Source organism: Bacillus sp. FJAT-52991 (assembly GCF_037201805.1).
In the GTDB taxonomy this organism is placed as follows: domain Bacteria; phylum Bacillota; class Bacilli; order Bacillales; family Domibacillaceae; genus Bacillus_CE; species Bacillus_CE kandeliae.
On record NZ_CP147404.1, the window covers coordinates 1,162,627 to 1,187,554 of the forward strand.

The 24,928-nt window shown below is 39.1% G+C and carries 28 protein-coding genes; 20 read left to right on the forward strand and 8 right to left on the reverse strand.

All coding sequences use genetic code 11. The annotated features are described in order from the left end of the window. The first annotated feature begins 97 nt into the window (after positions 1 to 97). The 5 genes from dapD to WDJ61_RS06060 all read left to right on the forward strand — a co-directional run bounded on the left by dapD (position 98) and on the right by WDJ61_RS06060 (position 4,225). A complete protein-coding gene (gene dapD, locus WDJ61_RS06040) occupies positions 98 to 808 on the forward strand; it encodes a 2,3,4,5-tetrahydropyridine-2,6-dicarboxylate N-acetyltransferase (RefSeq protein WP_338753822.1) in 711 nt (236 codons plus the stop codon). Between the two features lie 168 nt (positions 809 to 976). Continuing rightward, complete coding sequence (locus WDJ61_RS06045) at positions 977 to 2,110, forward strand: N-acetyldiaminopimelate deacetylase (protein WP_338753823.1); 1,134 nt, start codon at positions 977 to 979, stop codon at positions 2,108 to 2,110. 116 nt (positions 2,111 to 2,226) lie between these two features. Next, on the forward strand, positions 2,227 to 2,769 hold the full coding sequence (locus tag WDJ61_RS06050; protein WP_338753825.1) for a peroxiredoxin: 543 nt from the start codon (positions 2,227 to 2,229) through the stop codon (positions 2,767 to 2,769). 177 nt (positions 2,770 to 2,946) lie between these two features. Then, positions 2,947 to 3,402 carry a TlpA disulfide reductase family protein gene (locus WDJ61_RS06055; RefSeq protein ID WP_338753826.1) on the forward strand — a complete coding sequence of 152 codons (456 nt, stop codon included), beginning with the start codon at positions 2,947 to 2,949 and terminating at the stop codon, positions 3,400 to 3,402. Positions 3,403 to 3,562: 160 nt separating this feature from the next. Continuing rightward, complete coding sequence (locus WDJ61_RS06060; protein ID WP_338753827.1) at positions 3,563 to 4,225, forward strand: TrkA family potassium uptake protein; 663 nt, start codon at positions 3,563 to 3,565, stop codon at positions 4,223 to 4,225. Positions 4,226 to 4,300: 75 nt separating this feature from the next. Here WDJ61_RS06060 and rnjA read toward each other — a convergent pair whose 3' ends face one another. Together rnjA and WDJ61_RS06070 are read right to left on the reverse strand one after the other, a co-directional pair. Continuing rightward, positions 4,301 to 5,968: a ribonuclease J1 gene (gene rnjA, locus WDJ61_RS06065; protein ID WP_338753828.1), complete on the reverse strand. Its 1,668-nt coding sequence runs from the start codon at positions 5,966 to 5,968 to the stop codon at positions 4,301 to 4,303. A gap of 3 nt (positions 5,969 to 5,971) precedes the next feature. Beyond that, entirely contained in the window at positions 5,972 to 6,181 is a 210-nt protein-coding gene (locus WDJ61_RS06070) for a DNA-directed RNA polymerase subunit epsilon (protein WP_338753829.1), read from the reverse strand. A gap of 521 nt (positions 6,182 to 6,702) precedes the next feature. Here WDJ61_RS06070 and WDJ61_RS06075 point away from each other — a divergent pair. Further along, positions 6,703 to 7,473, forward strand: a complete 771-nt coding sequence (locus WDJ61_RS06075; RefSeq protein ID WP_338753830.1) for a Cof-type HAD-IIB family hydrolase — start codon at positions 6,703 to 6,705, stop codon at positions 7,471 to 7,473. A 180-nt stretch (positions 7,474 to 7,653) separates the two neighbouring features. Here the strand turns inward: WDJ61_RS06075 and def are convergent, their stop codons facing one another. Continuing rightward, entirely contained in the window at positions 7,654 to 8,208 is a 555-nt protein-coding gene (def, locus tag WDJ61_RS06080; protein WP_338753831.1) for a peptide deformylase, read from the reverse strand. A 485-nt stretch (positions 8,209 to 8,693) separates the two neighbouring features. On the opposite strand from def, the gene pdhA reads away from it, so the two are divergent. The 6 genes from pdhA (at position 8,694) to WDJ61_RS06110 (ending at position 14,310) form a co-directional block, all read left to right on the forward strand. Further along, positions 8,694 to 9,806, forward strand: coding sequence for a pyruvate dehydrogenase (acetyl-transferring) E1 component subunit alpha (pdhA, locus tag WDJ61_RS06085; RefSeq protein ID WP_338753833.1), 1,113 nt, complete (start codon positions 8,694 to 8,696; stop codon positions 9,804 to 9,806). A 3-nt stretch (positions 9,807 to 9,809) separates the two neighbouring features. After that, on the forward strand, positions 9,810 to 10,787 hold the full coding sequence (locus tag WDJ61_RS06090) for an alpha-ketoacid dehydrogenase subunit beta (RefSeq protein WP_338753834.1): 978 nt from the start codon (positions 9,810 to 9,812) through the stop codon (positions 10,785 to 10,787). Between the two features lie 41 nt (positions 10,788 to 10,828). Beyond that, positions 10,829 to 12,133 (forward strand): dihydrolipoamide acetyltransferase family protein, encoded by a 1,305-nt coding sequence (locus WDJ61_RS06095; protein WP_338753836.1) that lies wholly within the window; start codon positions 10,829 to 10,831, stop codon positions 12,131 to 12,133. 5 nt (positions 12,134 to 12,138) lie between these two features. Beyond that, positions 12,139 to 13,548 (forward strand): dihydrolipoyl dehydrogenase, encoded by a 1,410-nt coding sequence (lpdA, locus tag WDJ61_RS06100; RefSeq protein WP_338753837.1) that lies wholly within the window; start codon positions 12,139 to 12,141, stop codon positions 13,546 to 13,548. Positions 13,549 to 13,826: 278 nt separating this feature from the next. Beyond that, entirely contained in the window at positions 13,827 to 14,066 is a 240-nt protein-coding gene (locus WDJ61_RS06105; protein ID WP_338753839.1) for a hypothetical protein, read from the forward strand. 127 nt (positions 14,067 to 14,193) lie between these two features. After that, positions 14,194 to 14,310, forward strand: a complete 117-nt coding sequence (locus WDJ61_RS06110; protein ID WP_094834900.1) for a GapA-binding peptide SR1P — start codon at positions 14,194 to 14,196, stop codon at positions 14,308 to 14,310. A gap of 64 nt (positions 14,311 to 14,374) precedes the next feature. Here WDJ61_RS06110 and WDJ61_RS06115 read toward each other — a convergent pair whose 3' ends face one another. Beyond that, the gene (locus WDJ61_RS06115) at positions 14,375 to 15,844 is read right to left on the reverse strand and encodes an aminotransferase class I/II-fold pyridoxal phosphate-dependent enzyme (RefSeq protein ID WP_338753841.1); all 1,470 of its coding nucleotides are present in this window, start codon (positions 15,842 to 15,844) and stop codon (positions 14,375 to 14,377) included. A gap of 181 nt (positions 15,845 to 16,025) precedes the next feature. Between WDJ61_RS06115 and WDJ61_RS06120 the strand changes: the two genes are divergently transcribed. Both WDJ61_RS06120 and WDJ61_RS06125 read left to right on the forward strand, forming a co-directional pair. Further along, positions 16,026 to 16,988 (forward strand): nitronate monooxygenase, encoded by a 963-nt coding sequence (locus tag WDJ61_RS06120; RefSeq protein ID WP_338753842.1) that lies wholly within the window; start codon positions 16,026 to 16,028, stop codon positions 16,986 to 16,988. A gap of 25 nt (positions 16,989 to 17,013) precedes the next feature. After that, positions 17,014 to 17,286 carry a UPF0223 family protein gene (locus WDJ61_RS06125; RefSeq protein WP_338753843.1) on the forward strand — a complete coding sequence of 91 codons (273 nt, stop codon included), beginning with the start codon at positions 17,014 to 17,016 and terminating at the stop codon, positions 17,284 to 17,286. A gap of 65 nt (positions 17,287 to 17,351) precedes the next feature. Here the strand turns inward: WDJ61_RS06125 and WDJ61_RS06130 are convergent, their stop codons facing one another. Further along, positions 17,352 to 17,972: a DUF1054 domain-containing protein gene (locus tag WDJ61_RS06130; protein WP_338753844.1), complete on the reverse strand. Its 621-nt coding sequence runs from the start codon at positions 17,970 to 17,972 to the stop codon at positions 17,352 to 17,354. A 58-nt stretch (positions 17,973 to 18,030) separates the two neighbouring features. Here WDJ61_RS06130 and WDJ61_RS06135 point away from each other — a divergent pair, with 58 nt between their 5' ends. Together WDJ61_RS06135 and WDJ61_RS06140 are read left to right on the forward strand one after the other, a co-directional pair. After that, entirely contained in the window at positions 18,031 to 18,231 is a 201-nt protein-coding gene (locus WDJ61_RS06135; protein WP_338753845.1) for a hypothetical protein, read from the forward strand. A gap of 151 nt (positions 18,232 to 18,382) precedes the next feature. Further along, positions 18,383 to 19,180, forward strand: a complete 798-nt coding sequence (locus WDJ61_RS06140) for an inositol monophosphatase family protein (RefSeq protein WP_338753846.1) — start codon at positions 18,383 to 18,385, stop codon at positions 19,178 to 19,180. An 80-nt stretch (positions 19,181 to 19,260) separates the two neighbouring features. On the opposite strand, the gene WDJ61_RS06145 is transcribed toward WDJ61_RS06140, so the two are convergent. Continuing rightward, positions 19,261 to 19,446: a YlaF family protein gene (locus WDJ61_RS06145; protein ID WP_338753847.1), complete on the reverse strand. Its 186-nt coding sequence runs from the start codon at positions 19,444 to 19,446 to the stop codon at positions 19,261 to 19,263. A gap of 155 nt (positions 19,447 to 19,601) precedes the next feature. Here WDJ61_RS06145 and typA point away from each other — a divergent pair, with 155 nt between their 5' ends. Both typA and WDJ61_RS06155 read left to right on the forward strand, forming a co-directional pair. Further along, the gene (typA, locus tag WDJ61_RS06150) at positions 19,602 to 21,437 is read left to right on the forward strand and encodes a translational GTPase TypA (protein WP_338753848.1); all 1,836 of its coding nucleotides are present in this window, start codon (positions 19,602 to 19,604) and stop codon (positions 21,435 to 21,437) included. Positions 21,438 to 21,456: 19 nt separating this feature from the next. Continuing rightward, on the forward strand, positions 21,457 to 21,765 hold the full coding sequence (locus tag WDJ61_RS06155) for a YlaH-like family protein (RefSeq protein WP_338753849.1): 309 nt from the start codon (positions 21,457 to 21,459) through the stop codon (positions 21,763 to 21,765). A 43-nt stretch (positions 21,766 to 21,808) separates the two neighbouring features. Here WDJ61_RS06155 and WDJ61_RS06160 read toward each other — a convergent pair whose 3' ends face one another. Beyond that, a complete protein-coding gene (locus tag WDJ61_RS06160; RefSeq protein WP_338753850.1) occupies positions 21,809 to 22,009 on the reverse strand; it encodes a YlaI family protein in 201 nt (66 codons plus the stop codon). A 141-nt stretch (positions 22,010 to 22,150) separates the two neighbouring features. Between WDJ61_RS06160 and WDJ61_RS06165 the strand changes: the two genes are divergently transcribed. Beyond that, on the forward strand, positions 22,151 to 22,609 hold the full coding sequence (locus tag WDJ61_RS06165; RefSeq protein WP_338753852.1) for a pyridoxamine 5'-phosphate oxidase family protein: 459 nt from the start codon (positions 22,151 to 22,153) through the stop codon (positions 22,607 to 22,609). Between the two features lie 108 nt (positions 22,610 to 22,717). On the opposite strand, the gene WDJ61_RS06170 is transcribed toward WDJ61_RS06165, so the two are convergent. Continuing rightward, positions 22,718 to 23,332: a YhcN/YlaJ family sporulation lipoprotein gene (locus WDJ61_RS06170; RefSeq protein ID WP_338754726.1), complete on the reverse strand. Its 615-nt coding sequence runs from the start codon at positions 23,330 to 23,332 to the stop codon at positions 22,718 to 22,720. 155 nt (positions 23,333 to 23,487) lie between these two features. Here WDJ61_RS06170 and WDJ61_RS06175 point away from each other — a divergent pair, with 155 nt between their 5' ends. Beyond that, positions 23,488 to 24,816 carry a PhoH family protein gene (locus WDJ61_RS06175; RefSeq protein WP_338753853.1) on the forward strand — a complete coding sequence of 443 codons (1,329 nt, stop codon included), beginning with the start codon at positions 23,488 to 23,490 and terminating at the stop codon, positions 24,814 to 24,816. The last annotated feature ends 112 nt before the right edge of the window (positions 24,817 to 24,928 follow it).

Here is a 24,928-nt window from a genome sequence, read left to right on the forward strand (position 1 = left end):
AAATTGCTTGTGAAATTCACTTCACTCTGTTAAATTAATAAGAAATGCAGACGAAATCGTCAGCAATACATAAGTTGTTAGAGGAGGAATACATAACGTGAAAATGATGGATGCACATGAAATTATTTCATTCATTGGCAACAGTAAAAAGTCAACACCAGTTAAAGTATACTTAAAAGGTGAGGTAGAGGGGATTGACTTTGGACCGTCTGCTAAAACATTTCTTCAAGGGAAATCTGGAGTAGTCTTCGGGGAATGGTCAGAAATTTCTGAAGCTATTCAACAAAATGAAGATAAAATTGAAGATTACGTAGTTGAGAACGACCGTCGTAACTCAGCACTGCCTTTATTAGATCTTAAAGGAGTCAATGCTCGTATTGAGCCGGGTGCGATTATTCGTGATCAAGTGGAGATTGGCAATAATGTCGTTGTTATGATGGGAGCTTCTATTAATATCGGCTCTGTTATTGGCGATGGAACAATGATTGATATGAACGCTGTCCTTGGCGGCCGTGCGACTGTCGGGAAAAACTGCCACGTAGGAGCGGGAGCAGTTATTGCTGGTGTAATTGAACCACCATCTGCTAAACCGGTTGTGTTAGAAGATGATGTATTAATCGGAGCGAATGCCGTTGTTTTAGAAGGTGTAACAGTAGGAAAAGGCTCGGTTGTTGGAGCAGGAGCGATCGTAACGAAGGATATTCCTCCATACTCTGTAGCAGCGGGCGCTCCAGCAAAAGTGATTAAGCAAATTGATGATAAAACAAAGTCTAAAACAGAAATTATGCAGGAGCTTCGTAAACTATAAAAAGCTACTGTTACGGTAACGAAGGATCAGGCGTGGGCTTTTCAGCTCACGCCTGTTTTTAAAGAAGGCTTTCTTAAACAACGATGTTGATTTCAATTGTTTTTGACTTGTTTCAAAATGACCATTTTGTACGCTTGAATATAGTCTTAAAGAAAGAGAAGGATAGATATGACAGTTAATCGCTTTATTCAAATAAGAAGAGATCTTCATCAAATACCGGAATTGGGATTCCAAGAATGGAAAACACAACGTTATTTATTGGATTATTTGCAAACATTGCCGCAAGATCGTTTAGAAATTAAGGTGTGGAAAACAGGGATATTTGTGAAAGTGAAAGGAACCAATCCTTCTCGCCTGATTGGTTATCGAGCGGACATCGATGGATTGCCTATTGCTGAGAAAACGGAGCTACCATTTAGCTCTACACATGAAGGAGCAATGCATGCGTGTGGTCATGATATACATATGAGCATTGGTCTTGGAGTGTTAACTCACTTTGTAGAAACAGAAATAAATGATGATTTATTGTTTATATTCCAGCCAGCAGAAGAGGGACCAGGTGGCGCTGAGCCAATGATGAAAAGTGAAATGATGCAGCAATGGATGCCTGATGAAATCTATGCGCTTCATATTGCGCCTGAATATCCAGTCGGTTCAATCGCAACAAAACCAGGCCTCCTGTTTGCTAATACATCTGAATTATTTATTGATTTAAAAGGAAAAGGTGGACATGCAGCATATCCTCACGAAACGAAAGATATGGTTGTTGCAGCGGCTCATTTAACGACCCAGTTACAAACGATCGTAGCAAGAAATGTAGATCCGCTTGATAGTGCGGTGGTGACAATAGGGAAGATCAGTGGCGGAACCGTCCAAAACATTATTGCAGAGACAGCCAGAATGGAAGGTACGATTCGCACCTTGTCAGCTGAAGCGATGCAAAAGGTGAAAAAGCGGATTGAAGCGCTAGTAAAGGGGATCGAATTTGGATTTGACTGTGAAGCAGTTATTGACTATGGAAGCAATTATTATCAAGTGAATAATGATCAAGCTGTGACAGAGCGTTTTATGAGTTTTATGCAAGAAAAAGAAGAAGTTCAGCTAGTCGTTTGTAAAGAAGCGATGACAGGTGAAGATTTCGGTTACATGTTAAAGGAAATACCAGGGCTGATGTTTTGGCTTGGAGTAGGTTCTGAATATGGCTTGCATCATGCAAAACTCAACCCAAATGAAGAAGCAATTACTTTGGCGATAGAAGCGATCACAAGTTATTTCTACTATTTGTCGGATCAAGGTAAATAGAATACTTTTTATTTTGTTCGTTACGCCGATCATGATACACTAATAACTAGTAATGAGAAAATATCATTTACTTTCTCATTTAAAAGATAAATTATAATTTGGAGGGATTTTTAGTTATGGCAGAACGCATGGTAGGTAAACAAGCTCCGCGATTTGAAATGGATGCAGTATTAGCTAACAAGGAATTTGGTAAAGTAAGCATTGAAGAAAACGTGAAAAACGAAAAATGGACAGTGTTGTTCTTCTATCCAATGGACTTTACTTTCGTATGTCCGACAGAAATTACAGCATTATCAGACCGTTATGATGAGTTTGAAGATCTAGATGCGGAAGTAATCGGTGTGTCAACTGACACTATTCACACTCACTTAGCTTGGATTAACACAGACCGTAAAGATAACGGACTTGGCGATCTTAAATATCCTTTAGCTGCTGATACAAACCATGCTGTATCTCGTGAATATGGTGTGTTAATTGAAGAGAAAGGCATTGCACTTCGTGGATTATTCATCATCAATCCTGAAGGTGAGCTTCAATACCAAGTAGTGAATCATAACAACATCGGCCGTGATGTAGATGAAACTTTACGTGTGCTTCAAGCACTTCAAACAGGTGGACTTTGCCCTGCTAACTGGAAACCTGGTCAAAAAACTCTATAAGAAGCATCGGTTGTTTTATAAAAAATAAAATAAATTGAAAGGGGCTGTCCCAAATGAAAAAGTCAAGTGCCTTCTACATCAGTTATCGTGATAAACGATGACCATTTGATGCTAGATAGCAAAACTAGACGCTATTGGGACAGTCTCTTTTGTCCAAAAGAGGGAGGCTGTTTTTAGATGAAATTAAGAGAAACAATGCCAGAATTAAACGGTGCCGTAGCTTGGTTAAATGGTGAGGTAACGAAAGAGCAGTTAATCGGTGAAAAACCAACGTTAATTCACTTTTGGTCTGTAAGCTGTCACTTATGTAAAGAAGCGATGCCACAAGTGAATGGTTTCCGTGATCAATATAAAGATAAACTAAATGTAGTTGCTATTCATATGCCTCGTTCTGAAGATGACTTAAATATGGAGCAAATTAAAGCGACAGCTGAAGAACATGGAATTACTCAACCTATTTTTGTTGATAGCGAACATAAATTAACAGACGTATTCGAAAATCAATATGTACCTGCTTATTATGTGTTTGATAAAGAAGGACAACTTCGTCACTTCCAAGCAGGTGGAAGTGGAATGAAAATGCTTGAAAAGCGCGTGAATCGTGTGTTAGACGAAACGGAAAAAAGCGAGTAATGAATAACAAAAACCGACCAGTCAATTAGCTGGTCTTTTTCTGTTAAGATCAACGTTCTTATTGGATGAAGGGGATATAGAAAGAAATAAAAATAAGCCTTATTGATCTGTGGTAAAATAAGCATAGGTTTAATTTTGTTTAATTAGTGGAGGAATTTTTGTGAAAAAAGAGTTTGTTGTCATTGGTTTAGGTCGTTTCGGTGGGAGTATTTGTCGAGCGTTAGCAGAACAGGGGATGGAAGTCATGGCCATTGATGTCGATGAGGATCGGGTAAATGAATTTGCTTCGATTGCTTCTCATGCTGTGGTAGCGGATACAACAGATGAATCCGTTTTAAAGAGTTTAGGTATTAGAAATTTTGATCATGTGATTGTGGCAATTGGAGATGACATTCAATCAAGTATTTTAACAACGCTCATATTAAAGGAAATAGGTGTCCAACGAATTACAGCAAAGGCGCAAAATGACTACCATGAAAAAGTGTTAAGAAAAATTGGTGCCGATCAAGTGGTACATCCAGAACGTGATATGGGAAAAAGAATTGCTAATAATATGATTTCAAATAATGTACTAGATTACTTAGAGTTGTCAGATGAACATTCCATCGTGGAAATTGTCGCGAATGAATTGCTAGCAGGCAATTCAATCATAGATTTGGATATTCGGGCACGATACGGTATTAATATTGTAGCGATTAAAAGAGGTAGAGAGGTCATTGTCTCTCCTCAAGCGGAGGAACCGATCCAAAAAGATGATTTATTAATTGTTATTGGTGCCGACTCGGATATTAGTCGTTTTGAGAAGAAAGTAATGAATGGATAATGAACAAAAAGGATGCAAGTTTCTTTGCATCCTTTTTGTCAGTTCATTTAATTTGTAAGGTGCCCAGTAAAGGGTTTACACTTCCATAATAATTGGCAAAATCATTGGACGACGCTTCGTTTTTTCATAAAGAAACGGAGCTAATGTATCAATGATTTCATTTTTGATCTCGGACCATTGAGATGTTTTCTTGTTTAGCACTTTATGAATATGTTTATTGAGCATGCTTTGTGCCTCATAAATTAAGTCACCAGATTCACGCATATAGACAAATCCACGAGAAATAATATCCGGACCCGCTTCCACCTTATAGTCCTTCATATTGATGCTTACGACAACAATAACGAGTCCTTCTTCAGATAAAATCCGGCGGTCGCGCAATACAATATTTCCAATATCGCCGATCCCGCTACCATCGATATAGACAGAGCCAGAAGGGATTTTCCCTGCAATTTCAGCAGAATCCTTGCTCAACGCTAACACATCTCCATTGTCCATAATAAAACAATGGTCTTCTGGTACGTCACAGTCTATCGCATGTTGAATGTGAACCTTTTGCATACGATATTCCCCGTGAATCGGCATAAAGAATTTAGGTTTAATTAAGCGAAGCATCAGCTTTTGTTCTTCTTGTCCACCATGACCGGAAGTATGAATATCACTTAATGATCCGTGAATGACTTCAGCACCTGCACGATAAAGCATATTGATCGTCCGGTTCACGCTGATCGTGTTTCCGGGAATAGGAGAAGAAGAAAAGACGACTGTATCTCCAGGTTGTATTTGTATTTGACGATGAGTACCATTAGCAATTCTGGATAAAGCAGCCATAGGTTCCCCTTGGCTTCCTGTACATAGAATGGTTACTTTATTAGCTGGTAAGCGATTCAGCTGTTGAGTATCGATAAATGTATTCTTTGGACAGCGGATATAGCCTAGTTCTTGGCCGATATTGATAGCAGCTTCCATACTGCGTCCGAAAACAGCTACTTTTCTGTCGTTTTCTACAGCCGCTTCTACGACTTGCTGTAGACGATGAATGTTTGAAGCGAAGGTTGCAAAAATGATTCTTCCATCCACTTTACGAAAAATATCATGGATGCTTTCACCAACACGACGTTCAGACATTGTGAAGTTAGGTACTTCACTGTTTGTACTGTCAGATAAGAGGCAAAGGACGCCTTCTTTTCCGATTTCAGCCATCTTAGTTAAATTGGCTGGTTCTCCAACTGGAGTGAAGTCAAACTTGAAATCGCCTGTATGAACAATGTTCCCAGGAGGTGTTTTAACGACAATTCCATATGAGTCAGGGATGCTATGCGTCGTACGGAAGAAAGCAACAGATGTCTTTCTAAATTTAATAACATCATCTTCGTGAATTTCATGAAGAGTCGTTTGACGAAGTAAACCATGCTCTTCCAATTTGTTTCTTATTAATCCAAGAGCAAGCTTACCACCGTAAATAGGAATATTCACTTGACGAAGTAAGTAGGGAATCCCACCAATGTGATCTTCGTGTCCATGAGTGATAAACAACCCTTTGATCTTATCCACATTTTTTTCTAAGTAGGTATAATCGGGAATAACATAATCAATTCCTAGCAGTTCATCTTCAGGAAATTTGATTCCCGCATCAATTAAAATAATTTCATCTTGAAATTGAACCGCATACGTATTTTTGCCGATCTCACCCAAACCGCCTAGGGCGAAAACAGCTGTTTGATCATTTTTAACAAATTTCATAAGTTAGAGTTGCTCCAATTTAAAGTTTGGAGATTGCTTTTCGTACTCTAAATAAGAATTTTCTATCTTTTGAACAAATTCAATATTATATGGGCGGTTTTTTAATGCCTGACGAACTTCACGCTCAGAGTTTGCTTCTGTGAAAAGAACTCTTGTGTGTTCGCGTACGGGTACTTCTGTTCTCAGCTCTTGATAATAAACTTTAAAAATCATTGTATTCTCTCCTTAAGACGAAATGTATATCCAAACTGGTGCCCCAGTTCTTATAAATGCCGTTGTTTGTATGCTATATTATATAGAATGTCCGATACTTTTTCATGTTTTAAGCTTTAGATTTGATTGAGTAAGATTATATTTAGTATGGACAATTATTATCGTTTTACACAAAGACAGCCCTTCATAAAGGAAGGGCTCAACCATTCTTTATTATGCGATTGATTTTCTTCTGAGCATATCTCTCCACTGTTTTGCAAGCTTCTTCTTTAGCTTCTTTAACATAGTGGATCACTCCTTAGCTGTATTTTACCACAATACTGTCCAAATATAAAGTAAAACAGGAAATGGTCGAAGTGGCTGTATGTATAGTATGCTATGTATAAAGCGTTTTTATCGGGTTTTATTGATGGTAAAATCAGGATTATGATAGTGTCTTCCATTGACTTTCCTTGACAATTGAGTTAGCTTTTATTCGGAAGACTTTATGAATAATAAAGGAAATAAAAGGAGTCGTCAAGATGACTAAAATCGTTTTTTTTGATATTGATGGAACACTTCTAAATCGTGAGAAACAACTTCCTGCTCGAACAAAAGAAGCGGTTAAATTGCTACAAAATAAAGGGATTTATACAGCTATTGCGACCGGAAGAGCCCCGTTTATGTTTGGAGATTTGAGAAAAGAACTGAATATCCAGTCGTTTATTAGTTTTAACGGGCAATATGTTGTATTTGAAGATGAAGTCGTTTATTTAAATCCTTTACATATTGATCCTTTAAGAAAGTTAGTGGTTCAGGCAAAAGAGAAACAGCATCCACTTGTATTTATGAACGAATTAACGATGAAATCGAATCATCCTGAACATGCGTATATTGAAACAAGTTTCAGAAGTTTGAATTTTCCTCATCCGGAACCCCAACCGGATTTTTATGAACAAAATGAGTTGTATCAAACACTGCTGTTTTGTAGTGAAGAGGATGAAATGGAATATCGAGAACAGTTTCCGGAATTTACATTCATTAGATGGCATCCATATTCTCTTGATATTTTACCCATAGGAGGTTCTAAAGCGGTAGGAATTAAGAAAATGCTAGAGCGCCTTCCGTTTAAATTGGAGGATGTATATGCCTTTGGAGATGGATTAAATGATATTGAAATGCTACAAGCAGCGGGAACGGGTGTGGCCATGGGGAATGCTCATCCACTTGTGAAAGAACAGGCGAATATGGTGACGGCTGATGTGGCTGATGATGGAATATTTTTAGCTCTTGAGAAACTTGGACTAATTTAATTGTAAAAAGGGGTGTCCCAAAAGTCTGCGTCGCAAACTTTTGGGACGATACTTCTTATTTGAAAATGCCATTAAATTAGTTTTTTTGCACCTGTCGCTTCGCTTTCAGTGCAGAAAAGGAGCCGTCTCAACTACTTACGAGACGGCTCCTTTTTGCTGATTAGAAACAATAGAGTTCGTTCATCGTTCGATTGGTGTAGCACCCTCTAGTGCTTGGAAAGGATTCTGTGAGTCGATATGATCATAAAACATAATGCCATTTAAATGATCAATTTCGTGTTGGAAAACGATCGCTGGAAGTCCTTTTAAACGAAGCTTTACTTCTTTTCCGTCAAGCGTAGTTCCCTTCACTGTTACTCTTGCATAACGGTGAACGTAGCCGGGGACGTCACGATCAACAGACAAACAGCCTTCTCCTGCTATTAAATAGGCTTTTTCCACTGAATGACTCATAATACGTGGGTTAAATAAGGCATAACTTAATAGTTCATTGTTGTCGTCATGCACTTGCACCGCAATCATTCGTTTCGAAACGCCGATTTGTGGAGCGGCTAACCCGACACCTGAGCGCAAACCATATTTGTTTGCTATTTCGGGATCTTGGCTGTTTTGTACATATTGAATAAGGCTTGCTAATATTTGACGGTCTTGTTCGGTTGCAGGAAGAACCACTTCCGCAGCTTTTTCTCGTAAAGTAGGATGCCCTTCACGGACGATATCTTTCATTGTAATCATATTTCGAACCTTCTTTCTTTGCATCAATTATTATCGATAGTTTATCAAATAAATGTCATTTTGTTAATGAAAGAGTAAGCTTTGAAGAAAATAGTGAATAATTGAGCAAGATGTTGGTTAGTTTTGTTTTAATAGGGAAAGAGTATTTTATGGGTGGTGAAATTGGGAAGAATCTACTCTATAACAGTTTAGAATTTTTTGTTTTCTTATAGTACAGAATGCATTTTAGTAGTAATACAGTTGTTTTTGTGAAAAGATTTTATTTATTTCGAATGAACGAATAATCCTTTTATTTTATTTGACTTCACGCTGTTCATTATTATAAACTATTGACTGTATACTAGGGGTTGTACTAGTTGTTAAGTTGTATTTAACTAGTACAGAAGCAGTTCCATTCCCCTAATGAATTGTTAGTATGTATTATGGGGACGAGTTGCACAATAAACATAAACACTATTTAGAAAACGAAAGGGTAGGTGGCTTTCATGAGTGCTAAGAAAAAGGCACCATTCGATGCGAAAAAAACGCTCGAAATGATTGAAGATCAATTTGAAATGATTCAAATTTTAAACGAAGATGGCGAAATTATTAACGAAGAGGCCATGCCGCAATTAGCGGATGATCAGCTTCAAGAATTAATGACTCGTATGGTATATACAAGAGTATTAGATCAGCGTTCTATTTCTTTAAACCGTCAAGGTCGCTTAGGATTCTATGCTCCAACGGCTGGACAGGAAGCGTCGCAAATTGCTTCCCATTTTGCTTTAGAAAAAGAAGATTGGATTTTGCCAGGGTATCGTGATGTTCCTCAAATTATTTGGCACGGACTACCACTATACCAAGCCTTTTTATTCTCACGTGGACACTTTCATGGTAACCAAATTCCAGAAGGAGTTAATGTATTAGCACCTCAAATTATTATCGGTGCTCAATATGTTCAAAATGCTGGAGTAGCGTTAGGCTTGAAAAAACGCGGGAAGGAAGCGGTTGCAGTTACATACACAGGTGATGGCGGTTCATCACAAGGTGATTTCTATGAAGGAATTAACTTTGCTGGTGCATTTAATGCTCCTGCCATTTTTATTGTACAAAACAATCAGTTTGCCATTTCTACACCTCGTGAAAAGCAAACAGCAGCAAAAACGATTGCACAAAAAGGGATTGCAGCTGGTATCCCAAGCGTGTTAGTAGACGGAATGGATCCGCTTGCTGTTTATGCTGCTGTACGTGAAGCACGTGATCGCGCGCTTAAAGGTGAAGGCCCTACACTGATTGAAACAATGTGTTACCGTTATGGCCCACATACAATGGCTGGGGATGACCCAACACGTTATCGTTCTTCAGATCTTGATAACGAGTGGGAAAAGAAAGATCCATTAGTGCGCTTCCGTAAATTCCTTGAAGGTAAAGGTTTATGGAATGAAGAGAAAGAAAATGAAGTAATTGAACGTGCGAAAGAAGAAATTAAAGAGGCAATCAAAAAAGCGGATGAGACACCAAAACAAAAAGTAACAGACTTAATGTCTATTATGTACGAAGAAATGCCTGGAAATTTAAAAGAGCAATTTGAAATATATAAAGAGAAGGAGTCGAAGTAAGCTATGGCGCAAATGACAATGATCCAAGCAATTACGGATGCTCTGCGCACGGAACTGAAGAATGATGAAAATGTATTAGTCTTCGGGGAAGACGTAGGAGTAAATGGTGGGGTTTTCCGGGCAACGGAAGGTCTTCAAAAAGAATTCGGTGAAGATCGTGTGTTTGATACGCCGCTAGCTGAATCTGGAATTGGTGGCCTTGCCGTTGGTCTTGCTCTAGAAGGCTTCCGACCTGTACCCGAAATTCAATTTTTCGGATTTGTTTATGAAGTAATGGATTCTGTCAGTGGACAATTAGCACGTCTTCGCTATCGCTCTGGTGGAACATATACAGCACCTGTAACCATTCGTTCTCCGTTTGGTGGAGGAGTTCATACACCTGAATTACACGCAGATAGTTTAGAGGGGTTAGTTACACAACAACCGGGATTAAAAGTCGTGATTCCATCCACTCCTTACGATGCAAAAGGGTTATTGATTTCTGCGATTCGTGATAACGATCCAGTTATTTTCTTAGAACATATGAAATTATATCGTTCTTTCCGTCAAGAAGTGCCTGAAGAGGAATATACAATCCCGCTAGGCAAAGCAGAAGTGAAGCGTGAAGGAACAGACTTATCGATCATTACTTATGGGGCGATGGTACATGAATCCATTAAAGCCGCAGAAGAGCTTGAAAAAGAAGGCTTCTCAGTAGAAGTGGTTGACTTGCGTACCGTGCAGCCGCTTGATATCGAAACGATCATTTCATCTGTTGAAAAAACAGGTCGTGTAATCGTTGTTCAAGAAGCACAAAAGCAAGCGGGTATTGCAGCTAACGTGGTAGCAGAAATTAATGAACGTGCCATTCTTAGCCTTGAGGCACCTGTGTTACGTGTCGCTGCTCCAGATACGGTTTTCCCATTCTCTCAAGCAGAGTCTGTATGGCTTCCGAATTATAAGGATGTAATGGAAACAGCGAAAAAAGTACTTACTTTTTAATTCATAATAATATATTTGACATTAATAGGAGGTAGAAGGCTTTGGCTTTTGAATTTAGACTACCTGATATCGGTGAAGGTATCCACGAAGGCGAAATCGTTAAATGGTTTGTCAAGCAAGGCGATAAAGTGCAAGAAGACGATGTGCTTTGTGAAGTGCAAAATGACAAAGCAGTAGTAGAAATCCCTTCTCCAGTCGCTGGGACAGTAGAAGAGATTTTAGTAGATGAAGGTACGACAGCGATCGTTGGGGACGTACTTGTTAAGTTTGATGCTCCTGGATATGAGAACTTAAAGTTTAAAGGTGATCATGAAGAGAAGGCGGAAGGAGCGAAAGAAGCTGTTCAAGAAAAAGAAACAGCACCAGTAGCAGTGCAACAAGAAGAGGTAGATCCTGGCCGTCGAGTGATCGCTATGCCTTCTGTTCGAAAATATGCTCGTGATCGCGAGGTTGACATTCGTCAAGTCGCTGGAACAGGCAATAACGGACGCGTGTTAAAGGAAGATATTGATGCGTTCTTATCAGGCGGAGGAAAGGCTGCGCCGTCTACAGCGGAAGCTGCAGTTGCAGAAGTAAAAGAAGATCAGGCAATGCCAGTTGAAGAAACGAAGGCTGCAGCAAAAGTCGTTTTACCTGAAGGAGAGTTCCCTGAAACTCGCGAGAAAATGAGCGGTATTCGTAAAGCGATCGCTAAAGCGATGGTAAATTCGAAACATACTGCTCCGCACGTTACATTAATGGATGAAGTAGAAGTAACGAAATTATGGGCTCATCGCAAGAAATTTAAAGATATAGCGGCTGAAAAAGGCATCAAGCTGACGTTCCTTCCATATGTCGTGAAAGCTTTAACAAGTGCTTTGCGTGAATATCCTGTATTAAATACTTCTCTTGATGATGAAGCAGGAGAAATCATTCAAAAGCATTATTACAATATCGGAATTGCGGCCGACACAGATAAAGGTTTGCTAGTACCGGTTGTAAAAAATGCGGATCGTAAATCCATGTTTACTATCTCGAATGAAATCAATGAGCTGGCTGGCAAAGCTCGTGACGGCAAATTAGCGCCAGATGAAATGAAAGGTGCTTCATGTACAATCACAAACATCGGTTCAGCTGGAGGACAATGGTTTACTCCAGTAATTAATCACCCAGAAGTAGCAATTCTTGGAATCGGAAGAATTTCTGAAAAACCAATTGTGAAAAATGGTGAAATTATAGCCGCACCTGTGTTAGCATTATCATTGAGCTTTGACCACCGCATGATTGACGGAGCCACTGCTCAAAACGCGCTTAATCACATTAAGCGATTATTAAATGATCCAGAACTTTTATTAATGGAGGCGTAAGACAAATGGTAGTAGGAGATTTCCCAATCGAAACGGACACTATAGTAATTGGAGCAGGACCTGGTGGATATGTAGCAGCGATTCGTGCTGCACAGCTAGGACAAAAAGTAACGATCGTAGAGAAAGCAAATCTTGGAGGCGTATGCTTAAACGTTGGTTGTATTCCTTCAAAAGCGTTACTAACTGCTGGACATCGTGTCGAGCAAGCAAAACATTCTGATGACATGGGAATTGTTGCAGAAAATGTAACAGTTAACTTTGATAAAGTTCAAGAATGGAAAGCTGGCGTAGTGAAAAAATTGACAGGCGGAGTAGAAGGGCTGTTAAAAGGAAACAAAGTTGAAATCGTTCGCGGCGAAGCGTATTTTGTAGATGCCAATACTCTTCGTGTGATGGATGAAAATTCTGCTCAAACATACAATTTCAAACATGCGATCATTGCAACCGGTTCTCGTCCGATTGAAATCCCTAACTTTAAATTCTCTGACCGCGTGCTTGACTCTACTGGCGCTCTTAATTTGAAAGAAATTCCGAGCAAAATGGTCGTTGTAGGCGGTGGATATATCGGTGCAGAGCTATCTACAGCGTATGCAAACCTTGGTACAGAAATTACAATTCTTGAAGGTGCAGCAGAGATTTTAAGTGGCTTTGAAAAGCAAATGTCTGCCCTTGTGAAACGTAATTTAAAGAAAAAAGGCGTGAACATCGTAACAAAAGCGATGGCAAAATCAGCTGAAACAACGGAAAATGGTGTTGTTGTTACTTATGAAGCTGACGGCAAAGAAGAAAAAGTTGAAGCGGATTACGTGTTAGTAACAGTTGGACGTCGACCTAACACAGACGAGCTTGGACTTGAACAAGCTGGTGTGAAATTAACAGACCGCGGTTTAATCGAGATCGATAAACAATGTCGTTCAAGCGTTTCAAACATTTTCGCTATTGGTGATATCGTACAAGGTCCTCCGTTAGCTCATAAAGCTTCTTACGAAGGTAAAATTGCAGCAGAAGTCATTTCGGGCGAAAAATCTGAAATTGATTACTTAGGCATTCCTGCTGTATGTTTCACTGAGCCAGAATTAGCAACTGTAGGTTATACAGAAGCTGAAGCGAAAGAAGAAGGTATCGAAGTGGTTGCAGCGAAATTCCCGTTTGCAGCAAATGGCCGTGCCTTAGCTCTAAACAGCACAGATGGCTTTGTCAAGCTTATAACTCGTAAAGAAGACGGTTTGATCATCGGTGCGCAAATTGCAGGTGCAGGAGCTTCTGATATGATCTCTGAGCTTGGTCTTGCAGTTGAAGCTGGTATGACGGCTGAAGATATCGCAATGACAATTCATGCTCATCCAACATTAGGTGAAATTTCTATGGAAGCTGCTGAAGTAGCACTAGGAACACCTATCCATATCGTAAAATAATATTTATGAAAAAATAAGACTGTCGTTTCAGGCAGTCTTATTTTTTTTGGACGAGCTAGTATTAATAACTGGAAGATCATTCATATAATAAAGTGAAACTTCAATCAGTAGGGTTTTTTTTCATCCCCTATTGATTGTTAGTTGAACGGATCGGGCGTTTACGGGCAGTTGATCCCCACCTAAATGGCTTGGCTTCTTCAGCCATTTTGAGGTGGGGGTTCTTACTGCCCGTTAATGCGGGATAAAATAGTCTGTGATGAAATGAGTGGATGATTTGTATGGCTTATTATATTGTTTTTATGATTCAATTGATGATTTGGAGCTTTTATTCTTTAGCTCGCTGGTTATCAAAAGGAGATTCATCGGAATTTCACTGGTTGTTATTTCTTATTTTTTTCTATTTATGTGTCATAGTAGCTCAAAGACTACTTGGTCGTAAACGAAGCTACATCATTACTGTTATTATTCTGTTATTCTATTTTTCTCTTCGATGGATGATGTCTCTATTTATTCAATAATATTAGGAAAATAATATTCAAAAAAAATAAATGTGACATACAATTTAGGCTTGAAAAATCAAATGTGTTATATTATTATAAATACAAATATTAACCGCTTACAAAATGTAAGGAGAGGATGTTGAACATGGGTACAATTGTTTGTAAGTCCTGTTTAGATACAATTGAACATTTCGAAGATGAAAAAGTGTCTGTTTTATACTCGCACTGTGGTTGTGAAGAAGAAATAGAATTAGAAGATTAATTTTTTTATCTATAAAAAGGCGATCCTCATGTTGAGAATCGCCTTTCTTTTTTATTCAATGATGTCAGCTAATTGCTTTTCGTTCTTTAATCACTCGAAGTGTTTTAAGTTCGAAGTCTTCTGGGCCTTGAACGGGTAATCCAGCCTCAAGGTTTTTGCTTATATACACTAAATTTTCTTCTGTAATGATCTCTCCTGGAATAAAGATAGGGATTCCAGGTGGGTAAACCATCACAAATTCAGCGCTAATTCGGCCAGCTGCTTCTGCAAACGGAATGACTTCTGTTTCAGCATAAAAGGCATCCCTTGGAGATAGAGCGATGACGGGAATATCAGGCAGTAAAACTTCCGTATGTGACGGACTGTTGCATTCAGTACATTGATCCGCTAATTGACGTAGGGCACGAACTAAAATTTCAGCGTCTTCTTTCGTATCTCCTGGTGTCACAATACAGAGCAAATTGTAAAGGTCAGATAATTCTACTTCAATATTGTAATGTTCTCTTAACCAGACCTCTGCTTCATGACCGGTGATGCCGAGATTTTTCACAGAAATAATTAATTTCGTTGGATCATAGTCAAAAGTAGCTTTCGTGCCGAGAATCTCTTCTCCGACGCAATATACGTCATCAATATCATTAATTTGAGTACGGATCGACTGAGCCAACTGAATCGCCTGCTCAATGATTGCTTTCCCTTGTGTAGCTAATTGTCTTCTTGCTGTGTCCAGAGAAGCCAGAAGGATATAGGATGTCGATGTAGTCGTCAGCATACTTAAAATCGTTTGAACACGTTGAACCGATACGAGTCCTTCTTTCACGTTGAGAATCGAGCTTTGGGTCATCGATCCTCCAAGCTTATGAACGCTTGTAGCAGCCATATCGGCGCCCACTTGCATTGCTGAGAGTGGCAAGTCATCATGGAAATGAATATGTACTCCGTGAGCTTCATCGACAAGCACAGGTACATCATAAGAATGGGCTATTTCGACAATTTGTTGTAAATCTCCTGAAACACCAAAATAAGTCGGGTTAATGACGAGAAGGCCCTTGGCATCAGGGTGCTTCTCTAATGCACGCTGAACAGCATCTACCGTGATTCCGTGAGAAATACCAAGCTCTTTATCGACCTCTGGGTGGATAAAAATTGGGATCGCTCCGGAAAAGACGATCGCTGTCATGACAGACTTATGAACATTTCTAGGAACAATGATTTTTTCACCAGGTCCACAAACGGTCATTACCATCGTCATAATCGCTCCGCTCGTTCCTTGAACGGAGAAAAATGTGTGATCGGCTCCAAACGCTTCTGCAGCTAAATCTTGAGCTTGTTGAATGATTCCTTTCGGTTGATGAAGGTCATCCAGAGGAGCGATATTGATTAAATCAATCGATAAGGCATTTTCTCCGATAAAATGACGAAACTCAGGATCCATACCATTCCCTTTTTTATGTCCAGGTATATGGAATTGCACTGGATTCTTTTTTGCATGCTCTAGTAGGCCAGTAAATAATGGTGTTTCAAATTGGGACAACTTACCTTTCACCTCTTTTATAAATTCACTTATTGGTAATATAATTAGTCGACATTTTTCGCATAAAACAAAAGAATTATAGCATGTTGATATAGGTTTGCCTAGAAAGTTTTTAATATTCTTAGAAGAAAAAAGGATTTACGCTTTGAAAGGGAGAAATGAAAAAAGAGGAGGGATGAACATGAATTGGGAAACAAGAATCACTAAGTTGTTAAACATTCAATATCCGATTATTCAAGGGGGATTGGCACACTTAGCTTATTCCGATTTAGCAGCAGCTGTATCTAATGCTGGCGGACTGGGGCAAATTACAGCGATGTCTTTGGCTGATCCTGAAGAATTACGAAATGAAATCAAAAAAATCCGTTTAATGACGGACCGACCATTCGGTGTTAATTTTTCCATCGGTCAGCAAAGACGTCCATTTGCCCACTATTTAGAAGTGGCGATTGAAGAAAAGGTACCAGTGATCTCGATGACAGGAGGGAATCCTGCTCCGCTATTTCAACAGCTAGAGGGAACGGGGATTAAGACACTTGTTCTTGTCGCTGCTGTTAGACAAGCCCAAAAAGCGGAGGAGCTTGGTGCGGATGCGGTCATGGTCGTTGGGCAAGAGGGAGGAGGACATCTTGGTCGAAGTGATACAGGAACGTTTGTACTTGTGCCAAGAGTAGTAGAAAGTGTCAATATCCCTGTTATTGCGTCAGGAGGCATTGGTGATGGTCGGGGATTGATGGCTGCCCTCTCTCTAGGAGCTGAAGGCATTGAAATGGGGACGAGATTTATTGCCACGAAAGAATGTGTTCATGCATCTGAACTGTATAAAAAGGCTTTGATCAAAGGGAGCGAAAATGATACAGTGGTCATTAAGCGTTCTCTCGGTGCACCGGCACGTGCCATCGCAAATAGCTGGACAGATAGGATATTGGCTATTGAAGAAGAGCATGGCGACTACGAAAGCTTGAAAGAATACATAAGTGGAGTAGCAAACAAGCGTTATATTCATGAAGGAAAAGATGATGAAGGATTCGCTTGGGCCGGGCAGGTGATGGGGTTAATTCATGACGTTCCATCCGTGAGTGAGCTGATGGAGAAGATGATTGTGGATGGTGAAGACATTCGCAAAAAATGGGGAACATCATAAGAAAAGACAAAAGAAGGTGATACACATGGAATATTCTTATCCTTTTTCAACGGATTGGACAACGGAAGAAGTGGTAGATGTTATTAAGTTTTTTGAAGCGATCGAAAACGCTTATGAGAAGGGAATCGATAAAGAAGAACTGATGACAGCTTATCGTCGTTTTAAAGAAATTGTACCGAGTAAGGCAGAAGAAAAGAAGCTCTGTAATGAATTTGAAGATGTAAGCGGCTATTCTTCTTACCATGCTGTGCAAAAAATGAAAGCGGCCGAGGATGGCGAGCGAATTAAAATGAAATAACAGTTAAAAACGATGAAAGAGACTAACTAATCCGCTGTTGTGGATTGGTTAGTCTCTTCATTTGTTTAAGATAATTTGTATAAGGGTATTAATTTGACAAAAGCATCATAGACTGTGTCAAGAAATGCTGTTTCACTCATTTTGATGACGTCGTCCTTATGTAGATGAATGCCACAAAGTATTTCTGCTTTTTTCACAGATTGTAGGCGCTGGAATAGTTGAAGTAGCTGTTCGTCTGACAAATCCATCATCTTGGTAGCTGTAGGTTTGGTGTGATCGTCTGACCAGACAAAGTGACTAGGAATGGTCTCGCGTATAGACATCACGTTTTTTTCAAGTAGGGAGCCGATTTCAGCTTTTTGAGGTGCTTCATAAATGACAGCATACCAAATAAATACATGCGTCTCCCATAAGCCGATTTGAAAGTGAGGGTGTTTTTTGTATCCGCGCTTATTATTAGCAAAGGCTACCCACGTGTCATCTGGCGGATTGACGGTACGGCGAGCGTGCTTGGCTACATGATAAAACATTTCATCCCCAGTTAGCTGACTCAATTCTTGTGAAAAAAAAGCCCCTAAAGCTTCTAGTTTCGGCCTGATATTTTGTTGTAGAGCGTCCATTCTTGGTTCTAATCCATCAATTGTAAATACTTGAAAATCATCTGTCGTAAAACCGGTAAATTCCATGAAATATCCTCCTTGAATTGTTCGTCCATATCATACCATAAAAAGGAGTGGTTACAGGATGAAACAAGTGGTGAATGGTCTTATTAAACAAACGCAAACGAAACAAAGACTAGCTGTGATCCGCTTAGAGCTTGATTATGAGTTGGCTGTTCTGTTTGAAGCGATGCAAAAGAGAGAGCGAGTCCAAATGGAGAAATCAAAAGAAATATTAAGACAATTATGGGAACAATTACAGAAAATTGACAGGCGTGAGTTATAAAGAGGGGAAGAAATGAAAAGGATTAGAACATGGGCTCGTCTATCCAATTAGCGAGTCTATTTTTATTTAAAAAAGTGGAATTATATACTATAATGTCAAATAAGTTAAAAAATTTCACTTGGTACATTATTTCCACGTTGGAGGAATGGTCATGGCAAATTGGACGGAAATAGATCGACATGCAAAGTTGTGGATTGCGGATGCGGGAGAGTCAATCCGCCGTTCATTTAAACATTCTTTAAGCATACAAACAAAATCAAATCCTAATGATTTAGTGACAAATATGGATAAAGAAACGGAGAAGTATTTCATTTCCAATATTCGCGATACATATCCTGACCATAGCATTCTAGGAGAAGAAGGGAATGGAGATCAACTAAACTCACTAGATGGGACTGTGTGGATTATTGACCCTATTGACGGTACGACGAATTTCATTCATCAGCAGCGGAATTTTGTCATTTCTATAGGGATCTATGAAAATGGAGTAGGACGATTAGGTTATATTTATGATGTTACCCATGATGAACTTTATTTTGCTGAGAAAGGGAAAGGCGCTTATATGAACGAAGTGAAGTTGCCACCTTTAGAAAAAGTTCCCGTTCATCAATCGCTCATTGCCGTTAACGCTACATGGTTAGTGAAAAATACTTATTTTGACCAACATAAACTAGTTTCCTTAGCCACAGCTGTTCGAGGAACTCGTTCCTATGGTTCAGCTGCATTAGAATTGGCTTACGTTGCGTCCGGGAGAATAGATAGTTATTTAACGATGCGACTTTCGCCTTGGGACTTTGCTGCTGGAAAAATTATTGTAGAAGAAGTAGGTGGAGTTGTAACTACACTGCTTGGAGAAGAATTGGACATGCTTTCTGTCAACAGTGTGTTTGCTGGAGAAGTAAATCTTCATTCGGAAATACTTGATCAATTTTTATTACCCACGAAATAAGGCTGCCCTGCAAGTAGCCGGTCCCCCTATAAACAGGAGGTGCCTGGCTACTTGCAGGACAGCCATTTACATATAATCTCTTATAATTTACCTGCTCTGCGCATTTTTGCTTTCGTTGAAAAACCAAACCCCATAACAGCAAAAAGGGCAACCGTACATCCAATGATTCCGCTTATGCTTCGCTCACCGATGGCGATTCCCATGCCGATCATGCAAGAAGCAGCTGCTAGTGCAAATAGAAAAAATATCCATTTGAATTCTTTCACGATCCGTCCCTCCTTTTTCTCTATTTTACAATAAAAAAATGATTTGACAATCATAATTAACAAATAGGAATTCATGTTGTGTTATGATATAATAATTCAGTTATTGAAGAATGATATCGAAATTGAGATGCTTATATTAGTCAGGAGGAACTAATTTGAATACAAGAAACGATTTGAAAAACATTGCGATTATTGCTCACGTTGACCATGGGAAAACAACGCTTGTTGATCAATTGCTGAAACAATCTGGAATTTTTAGAAGCAACGAGCACATTGAAGAGCGTGCAATGGATTCAAATGACATTGAAAGAGAGCGCGGCATTACGATTTTAGCTAAGAATACCGCGATCCAATATAAAGATACGAAAATTAACATTTTAGATACGCCTGGACATGCTGACTTTGGTGGAGAAGTAGAGCGAATCATGAAAATGGTTGATGGTGTATTGTTAGTTGTCGATGCTTATGAAGGTTGTATGCCCCAAACACGATTTGTATTAAAGAAAGCATTAGAACAGAATTTACGCCCGATCGTTGTTGTGAATAAAATCGACCGTGACTTTGCTCGTCCAGCAGAGGTTATTGATGAAGTTCTTGAGTTATTTATCGAGCTTGATGCCAATGATGATCAACTTGAGTTCCCGGTGATTTATGCATCTGGTATTAATGGAACAGCGAGCACAACGCCTGATAAGCAAGATGAGAATATGGAAGCCTTGTATGAAGCAATTATTGAACATATTCCTTCTCCAGTAGATAACAGAGAAGAGCCTTTACAGTTCCAAGTGGCTTTACTTGATTACAATGATTATGTTGGTCGTATCGGAATTGGTCGCGTATTTCGCGGAACGATTCAAGTAGGTCAGCAAGTTGCCTTAATGAAGATTGATGGCACGATAAAACCTTTCCGTGTAACAAAAATATTTGGCTTCATGGGTCTTAAACGTATTGAAATTCAAGAAGCTCATGCAGGAGATTTAATTGCTGTATCTGGTATGGAGGATATTAACGTAGGGGAAACGATTTGTCCGATTGAACATCAAGAAGCATTGCCAATTCTTCGTATTGACGAACCAACTTTACAAATGACGTTCCTTGTGAACAACAGTCCGTTTGCTGGCCGTGAAGGAAAATTCGTTACAGCAAGAAAAATTCAAGAGCGTCTTGAAGCACAGCTTGAAACAGATGTCAGCTTGCGAGTGGACAATACAGATTCTCCAGATGAGTGGATTGTATCTGGACGTGGGGAACTTCATTTGTCGATCTTAATCGAAAATATGCGTCGTGAAGGATATGAATTACAAGTATCTAAGCCTGAAGTAATTGTTAAAGAGATTGATGGTGTTCGTTGTGAACCAGTTGAACGCGTTCAAATTGATGTACCTGAAGAGTATACAGGTTCCGTTATCGAATCATTAGGTTCGCGAAAAGGCGAAATGATTGATATGATTAATAATGGAAACGGGCAAGTTCGTCTCGTGTTTAATGTCCCAGCTCGTGGATTAATTGGTTATACAACTGAATTTTTAACGATGACTCGAGGATATGGCATTATTAACCACACGTTTGATAGCTATCAGCCGATGCAGCCAGGACGTGTTGGTGGACGTCGCCAAGGAGTACTTGTTTCTATGGAGTCAGGAAAGTCTTCTCAATATGGTATTATGCAAGTAGAGGACCGTGGAACAATTTTTGTAGAACCAGGTACAGAAATTTATGGCGGAATGATTGTCGGTGAACATACACGTGAAAATGACTTAACCGTTAATATTACGAAAGTGAAACAAGCGACAAACGTTCGTTCAGCTACGAAAGATCAAACAACTACGATGAAAAAACCGAGAATCATGTCTCTAGAAGAAGCGCTAGAGTATTTAAACGAGGACGAGTATTGTGAGCTTACGCCTGAATCGATCCGTCTTCGTAAAAAAATTCTTGATAAGAACGAGCGAGAAAGAGCTGCAAAAAAGAAGAAATACGAAGAAAATTAAGTATTAAGGGGGGGAGGAAGTGGAAGGATTAGAACATGTCAGTCCACTACTGGGCGCCTTAATTAATGGGGTTGGGGTAACATGGGCTGTCAGGATTTACTGGCTTATCTTAGTGCTACTGTCGATTTTTGTGTACAATCTAGGTTTTGCTAAGAAGCTATCATTTGGAAAGAATGTCATTGTATATATTTCCTTGATCGTTGGTTCCCTGCTTTTATTGATACTTTCTTACCAATTGCCAGTAGTTGAAAGTTTGTTTGTAGCGGCGTTAATTCTTGGGATATACAAAATCAGATTACGAATGCATAAAAAAGAAAGTGAAATGTAAAAAAAGGGACCGCATATCGCGGTCTCTTTTTTTATACAGAGGGCTATAGCCATTCTTTTTCTTTGCCGGAGCGGTAGATGTGGAATTGACCAGTGGCGATGCGTGCTCTTGTCTTTTCGGCAATTCGTTTGTCGCATTCTGAACACATATAGGTGTGAATCGGTCGATTTCTTAATCTTTTTGCGATGGGCAAATTATCATCAATCTTCTCAATTTTCTCGCATAAAATACATTTAACTCTCATTTCTAACCACCTCGTGCTTTTTTATTAGTATATCATGACCGTCTCGAAACATCTTCATATGAAAGAAGAGGAATGCATTCATAAAATTCGGAAGTCACAGGAAGATCATGTATAATGAAATTAAATAAGGAGGGGATTCATTTGGTTAATCGTTTGGAAACACAATTAATTCCTGCGTTGTTTGAAGCTTTACAAAATGACAGGCTTGTGACTATAGCGACGATAGACCACGAAACTGGCGGACCAATGATTCATGCAATTTCCTGGATTTATGCTGTTGATGAAAGCACACTTCGCTTTGCGGTCACTAGCCGCTCGCGAATGATTGAAAATTTAGAAAAAAATACAGCTGTGGCTATTAATATCATCGCAAATGAGTCTACATATACGATTACAGGTAAAAGTAACATTCTATCCAAGCAAGAGGAACCTATTCCTTTAAAAGTGTCGATTGTCGAAGTTCATATTGAAGAAATTCGTGATGTGATGTTTTATGGGGCGAAAATTGTCTCTGAGCCTACTTATGAGAAAACATATGATTTAGTTGCTGCTGAAAAGTTAGATCGACAAGTCATTGACGCATTAAAAAAAGGGAACTGAATTGTAATTCAGCTCCGCAGAAGGTTTTTAAATATTTGATTAATCTCTTTAGAAAAAGTAGTAAATGCTAGTGTTATGCTCCGGTTTTTACACGTTTCGTGTATGCGATTATTTCTGATGGTTAGATTGCTCTTCCTGTTGTTTCTCTAACTGTCGATCTTCGTTTGGGGCAAGCTTTGTTTTCGGTTGCTCTGTTACTTTATCAGCATCGTTTCTTTCTGTTAAGTTTCCAGGGATTTCAGGGATGGTGCGTCCAGCAATATCAGCTAGTTCATTTGCCACACCTTGAAGAGGCTGGCCATTATTAATATCTGCTCTTACTTCTTGTAACCTTGCATATAAATCAGGGTCAGCAACAACAAGAGCATTCGCTCCATATGGTTGATTTTTAAGTGCTTCAGCGACGGTATATTTGATCGAGCCTACTTCCGAGCGATCAAGATTAGCATCTACGTCAATTCCAACAATGGCATAATCGCCTGCTGCTACGGCTGTGGCATCCTTTACTCCAGGCATGTCTTTTGCTGTTTCAGCTAAACGGTTTGATGCCTGTTGGATAGAAAGGCGTTGCTGATCATTGATTTGATCGTTGCTAACGTTTACTTGATAAGGTTGAGAATTGTGTCGATTGTCTTCGGTCTCTAAACCAACTTCTTTGTTTTGTGCACATCCAAAAAGCACGAATAAAGTGAGGAGAGGAAGAGTTTTTTTCAATATAGTCACCTCTTTATCATTTTGATAAGATTTTTCTATTTCTATTGTGCGAATTTCGTCTATTTTTATGCATTTGCACATATATTTTTAGCAGCTCAACTGTAAGAACGTAACAAAACTGATCTTCATATAATAAAAAAAGATGAAAAGCAGGAGGCGTCTCGTTGAGTAAAATTTATGTTTTAGATACTAATGTCTTATTACAGGATCCATACGCTATTTTTTCCTTTAAAGAAAATGAAATCGTGATACCAGCTGTCGTTTTAGAGGAATTGGACTCGAAAAAAAGGTATATGGATGAAATAGGAAGGAATGCTAGACTTGTATCGAAAATCATTGATAAACTGCGGGAAACGGGAAAACTCCATGAAGGTGTGTCGTTAGACAATGGGGGAAGCTTGCGAATTGAATTAAATCACCGCTCTTTTCAAAAATTGCAAGATGTTTTTATTGAAATGACAAATGATAATCGCATATTAGCTGTCGCTAAAAATTTATCATTAGAAGAAGAAGAAAAAGAGAATGGCCGTCCAGTTATTTTAGTCAGTAAAGACACGTTAGTAAGGGTGAAGGCGGACGCGCTTGGTTTAGAATCTGAGGACTTTTTAAGCGATCGAGTCATCGAAATGAGCGATATATATACAGGCTTTTTAGAAATATATGTGTCGAAAGAAACGTTAGATTTATTCTATCAAAAAAAAGAATTAGCGCTTTCAGAAGTGGCTAATCACCCTTTTTACCCCAATCAATTTTTGTTATTAAAGGATGCCCTAGGAAGCTCTTCTTCGGCTATAGCAATGGTAGATGAAAAAGGGAAATATATGAAAAAACTGTTGCATGATGAGGAAATCATCTGGGGGATCAAACCACGAAATGTTCAACAAATAATGGCTATCGAGCTATTGATGAGGCCGGACATTCCGCTTGTTACTATGGCCGGTAAAGCCGGGACAGGCAAGACGTTAATCGCTTTAGCTGCTGGATTATTTCAAACAGAAGACTTGCAAATGTTCAAAAAGTTACTCGTTGCTCGACCGATTGTTCCTGTTGGAAAAGACATTGGCTATTTACCGGGAGAAAAACAGGAGAAATTGCGACCGTGGATTCAGCCAATTTATGATAATCTGGAATATTTATTCAATACGAAAAAATCGGGAGAAATTGACCAAATTCTTGCGGGGTTGAATTCTGTTGAAGTGGAAGCACTCACCTATATTCGCGGTCGGAGTATTCCGGAACAATATATTATTATTGACGAAGCACAAAATTTAACGAAACATGAAGTGAAAACGATTTTAACAAGGGTCGGAGAGAAAAGTAAAATTGTATTAATGGGGGATACCGCGCAGATTGATCATCCTTACTTAGACGAGTATAATAATGGATTAACCTATGTGATTGAAAAATTTAAAGATCAAGCGGTAGCTGGTCATATTAAACTGATGAAGGGAGAAAGGTCTGGCTTAGCTCAATTAGCTGCTGATTTATTATAGTATTAAATTGTCTCATAATAGCCTGATTCTTATTAGAATATGTAGAGATAAAGAGGATGATTCTCTTTATGTACTAAATATTACTTTTCGGGATCAGGTTCTTTTTTTGTCT

Bases quoted from the DNA above. Each gene is read 5' to 3' on its own strand.
- WDJ61_RS06120 (WP_338753842.1), top strand. From the start codon at position 16,026: ATGAATTGGGAAACAAGAATCACTAAGTTGTTAAACATTCAATATCCG.
- lpdA (WP_338753837.1), top strand. From the start codon at position 12,139: ATGGTAGTAGGAGATTTCCCAATCGAAACGGACACTATAGTAATTGGA.
- WDJ61_RS06125 (WP_338753843.1), top strand. From the start codon at position 17,014: ATGGAATATTCTTATCCTTTTTCAACGGATTGGACAACGGAAGAAGTG.
- WDJ61_RS06050 (WP_338753825.1), top strand. From the start codon at position 2,227: ATGGCAGAACGCATGGTAGGTAAACAAGCTCCGCGATTTGAAATGGAT.
- WDJ61_RS06160 (WP_338753850.1), bottom strand. From the start codon at position 22,009: ATGAGAGTTAAATGTATTTTATGCGAGAAAATTGAGAAGATTGATGAT.
- WDJ61_RS06110 (WP_094834900.1), top strand. From the start codon at position 14,194: ATGGGTACAATTGTTTGTAAGTCCTGTTTAGATACAATTGAACATTTC.
- WDJ61_RS06130 (WP_338753844.1), bottom strand. From the start codon at position 17,972: ATGGAATTTACCGGTTTTACGACAGATGATTTTCAAGTATTTACAATT.
- WDJ61_RS06075 (WP_338753830.1), top strand. From the start codon at position 6,703: ATGACTAAAATCGTTTTTTTTGATATTGATGGAACACTTCTAAATCGT.
- rnjA (WP_338753828.1), bottom strand. From the start codon at position 5,968: ATGAAATTTGTTAAAAATGATCAAACAGCTGTTTTCGCCCTAGGCGGT.
- def (WP_338753831.1), bottom strand. From the start codon at position 8,208: ATGATTACAATGAAAGATATCGTCCGTGAAGGGCATCCTACTTTACGA.
- WDJ61_RS06045 (WP_338753823.1), top strand. From the start codon at position 977: ATGACAGTTAATCGCTTTATTCAAATAAGAAGAGATCTTCATCAAATA.
- pdhA (WP_338753833.1), top strand. From the start codon at position 8,694: ATGAGTGCTAAGAAAAAGGCACCATTCGATGCGAAAAAAACGCTCGAA.
- WDJ61_RS06055 (WP_338753826.1), top strand. From the start codon at position 2,947: ATGAAATTAAGAGAAACAATGCCAGAATTAAACGGTGCCGTAGCTTGG.
- WDJ61_RS06070 (WP_338753829.1), bottom strand. From the start codon at position 6,181: ATGATTTTTAAAGTTTATTATCAAGAGCTGAGAACAGAAGTACCCGTA.
- WDJ61_RS06090 (WP_338753834.1), top strand. From the start codon at position 9,810: ATGGCGCAAATGACAATGATCCAAGCAATTACGGATGCTCTGCGCACG.
- WDJ61_RS06105 (WP_338753839.1), top strand. From the start codon at position 13,827: ATGGCTTATTATATTGTTTTTATGATTCAATTGATGATTTGGAGCTTT.
- WDJ61_RS06135 (WP_338753845.1), top strand. From the start codon at position 18,031: ATGAAACAAGTGGTGAATGGTCTTATTAAACAAACGCAAACGAAACAA.
- WDJ61_RS06140 (WP_338753846.1), top strand. From the start codon at position 18,383: ATGGCAAATTGGACGGAAATAGATCGACATGCAAAGTTGTGGATTGCG.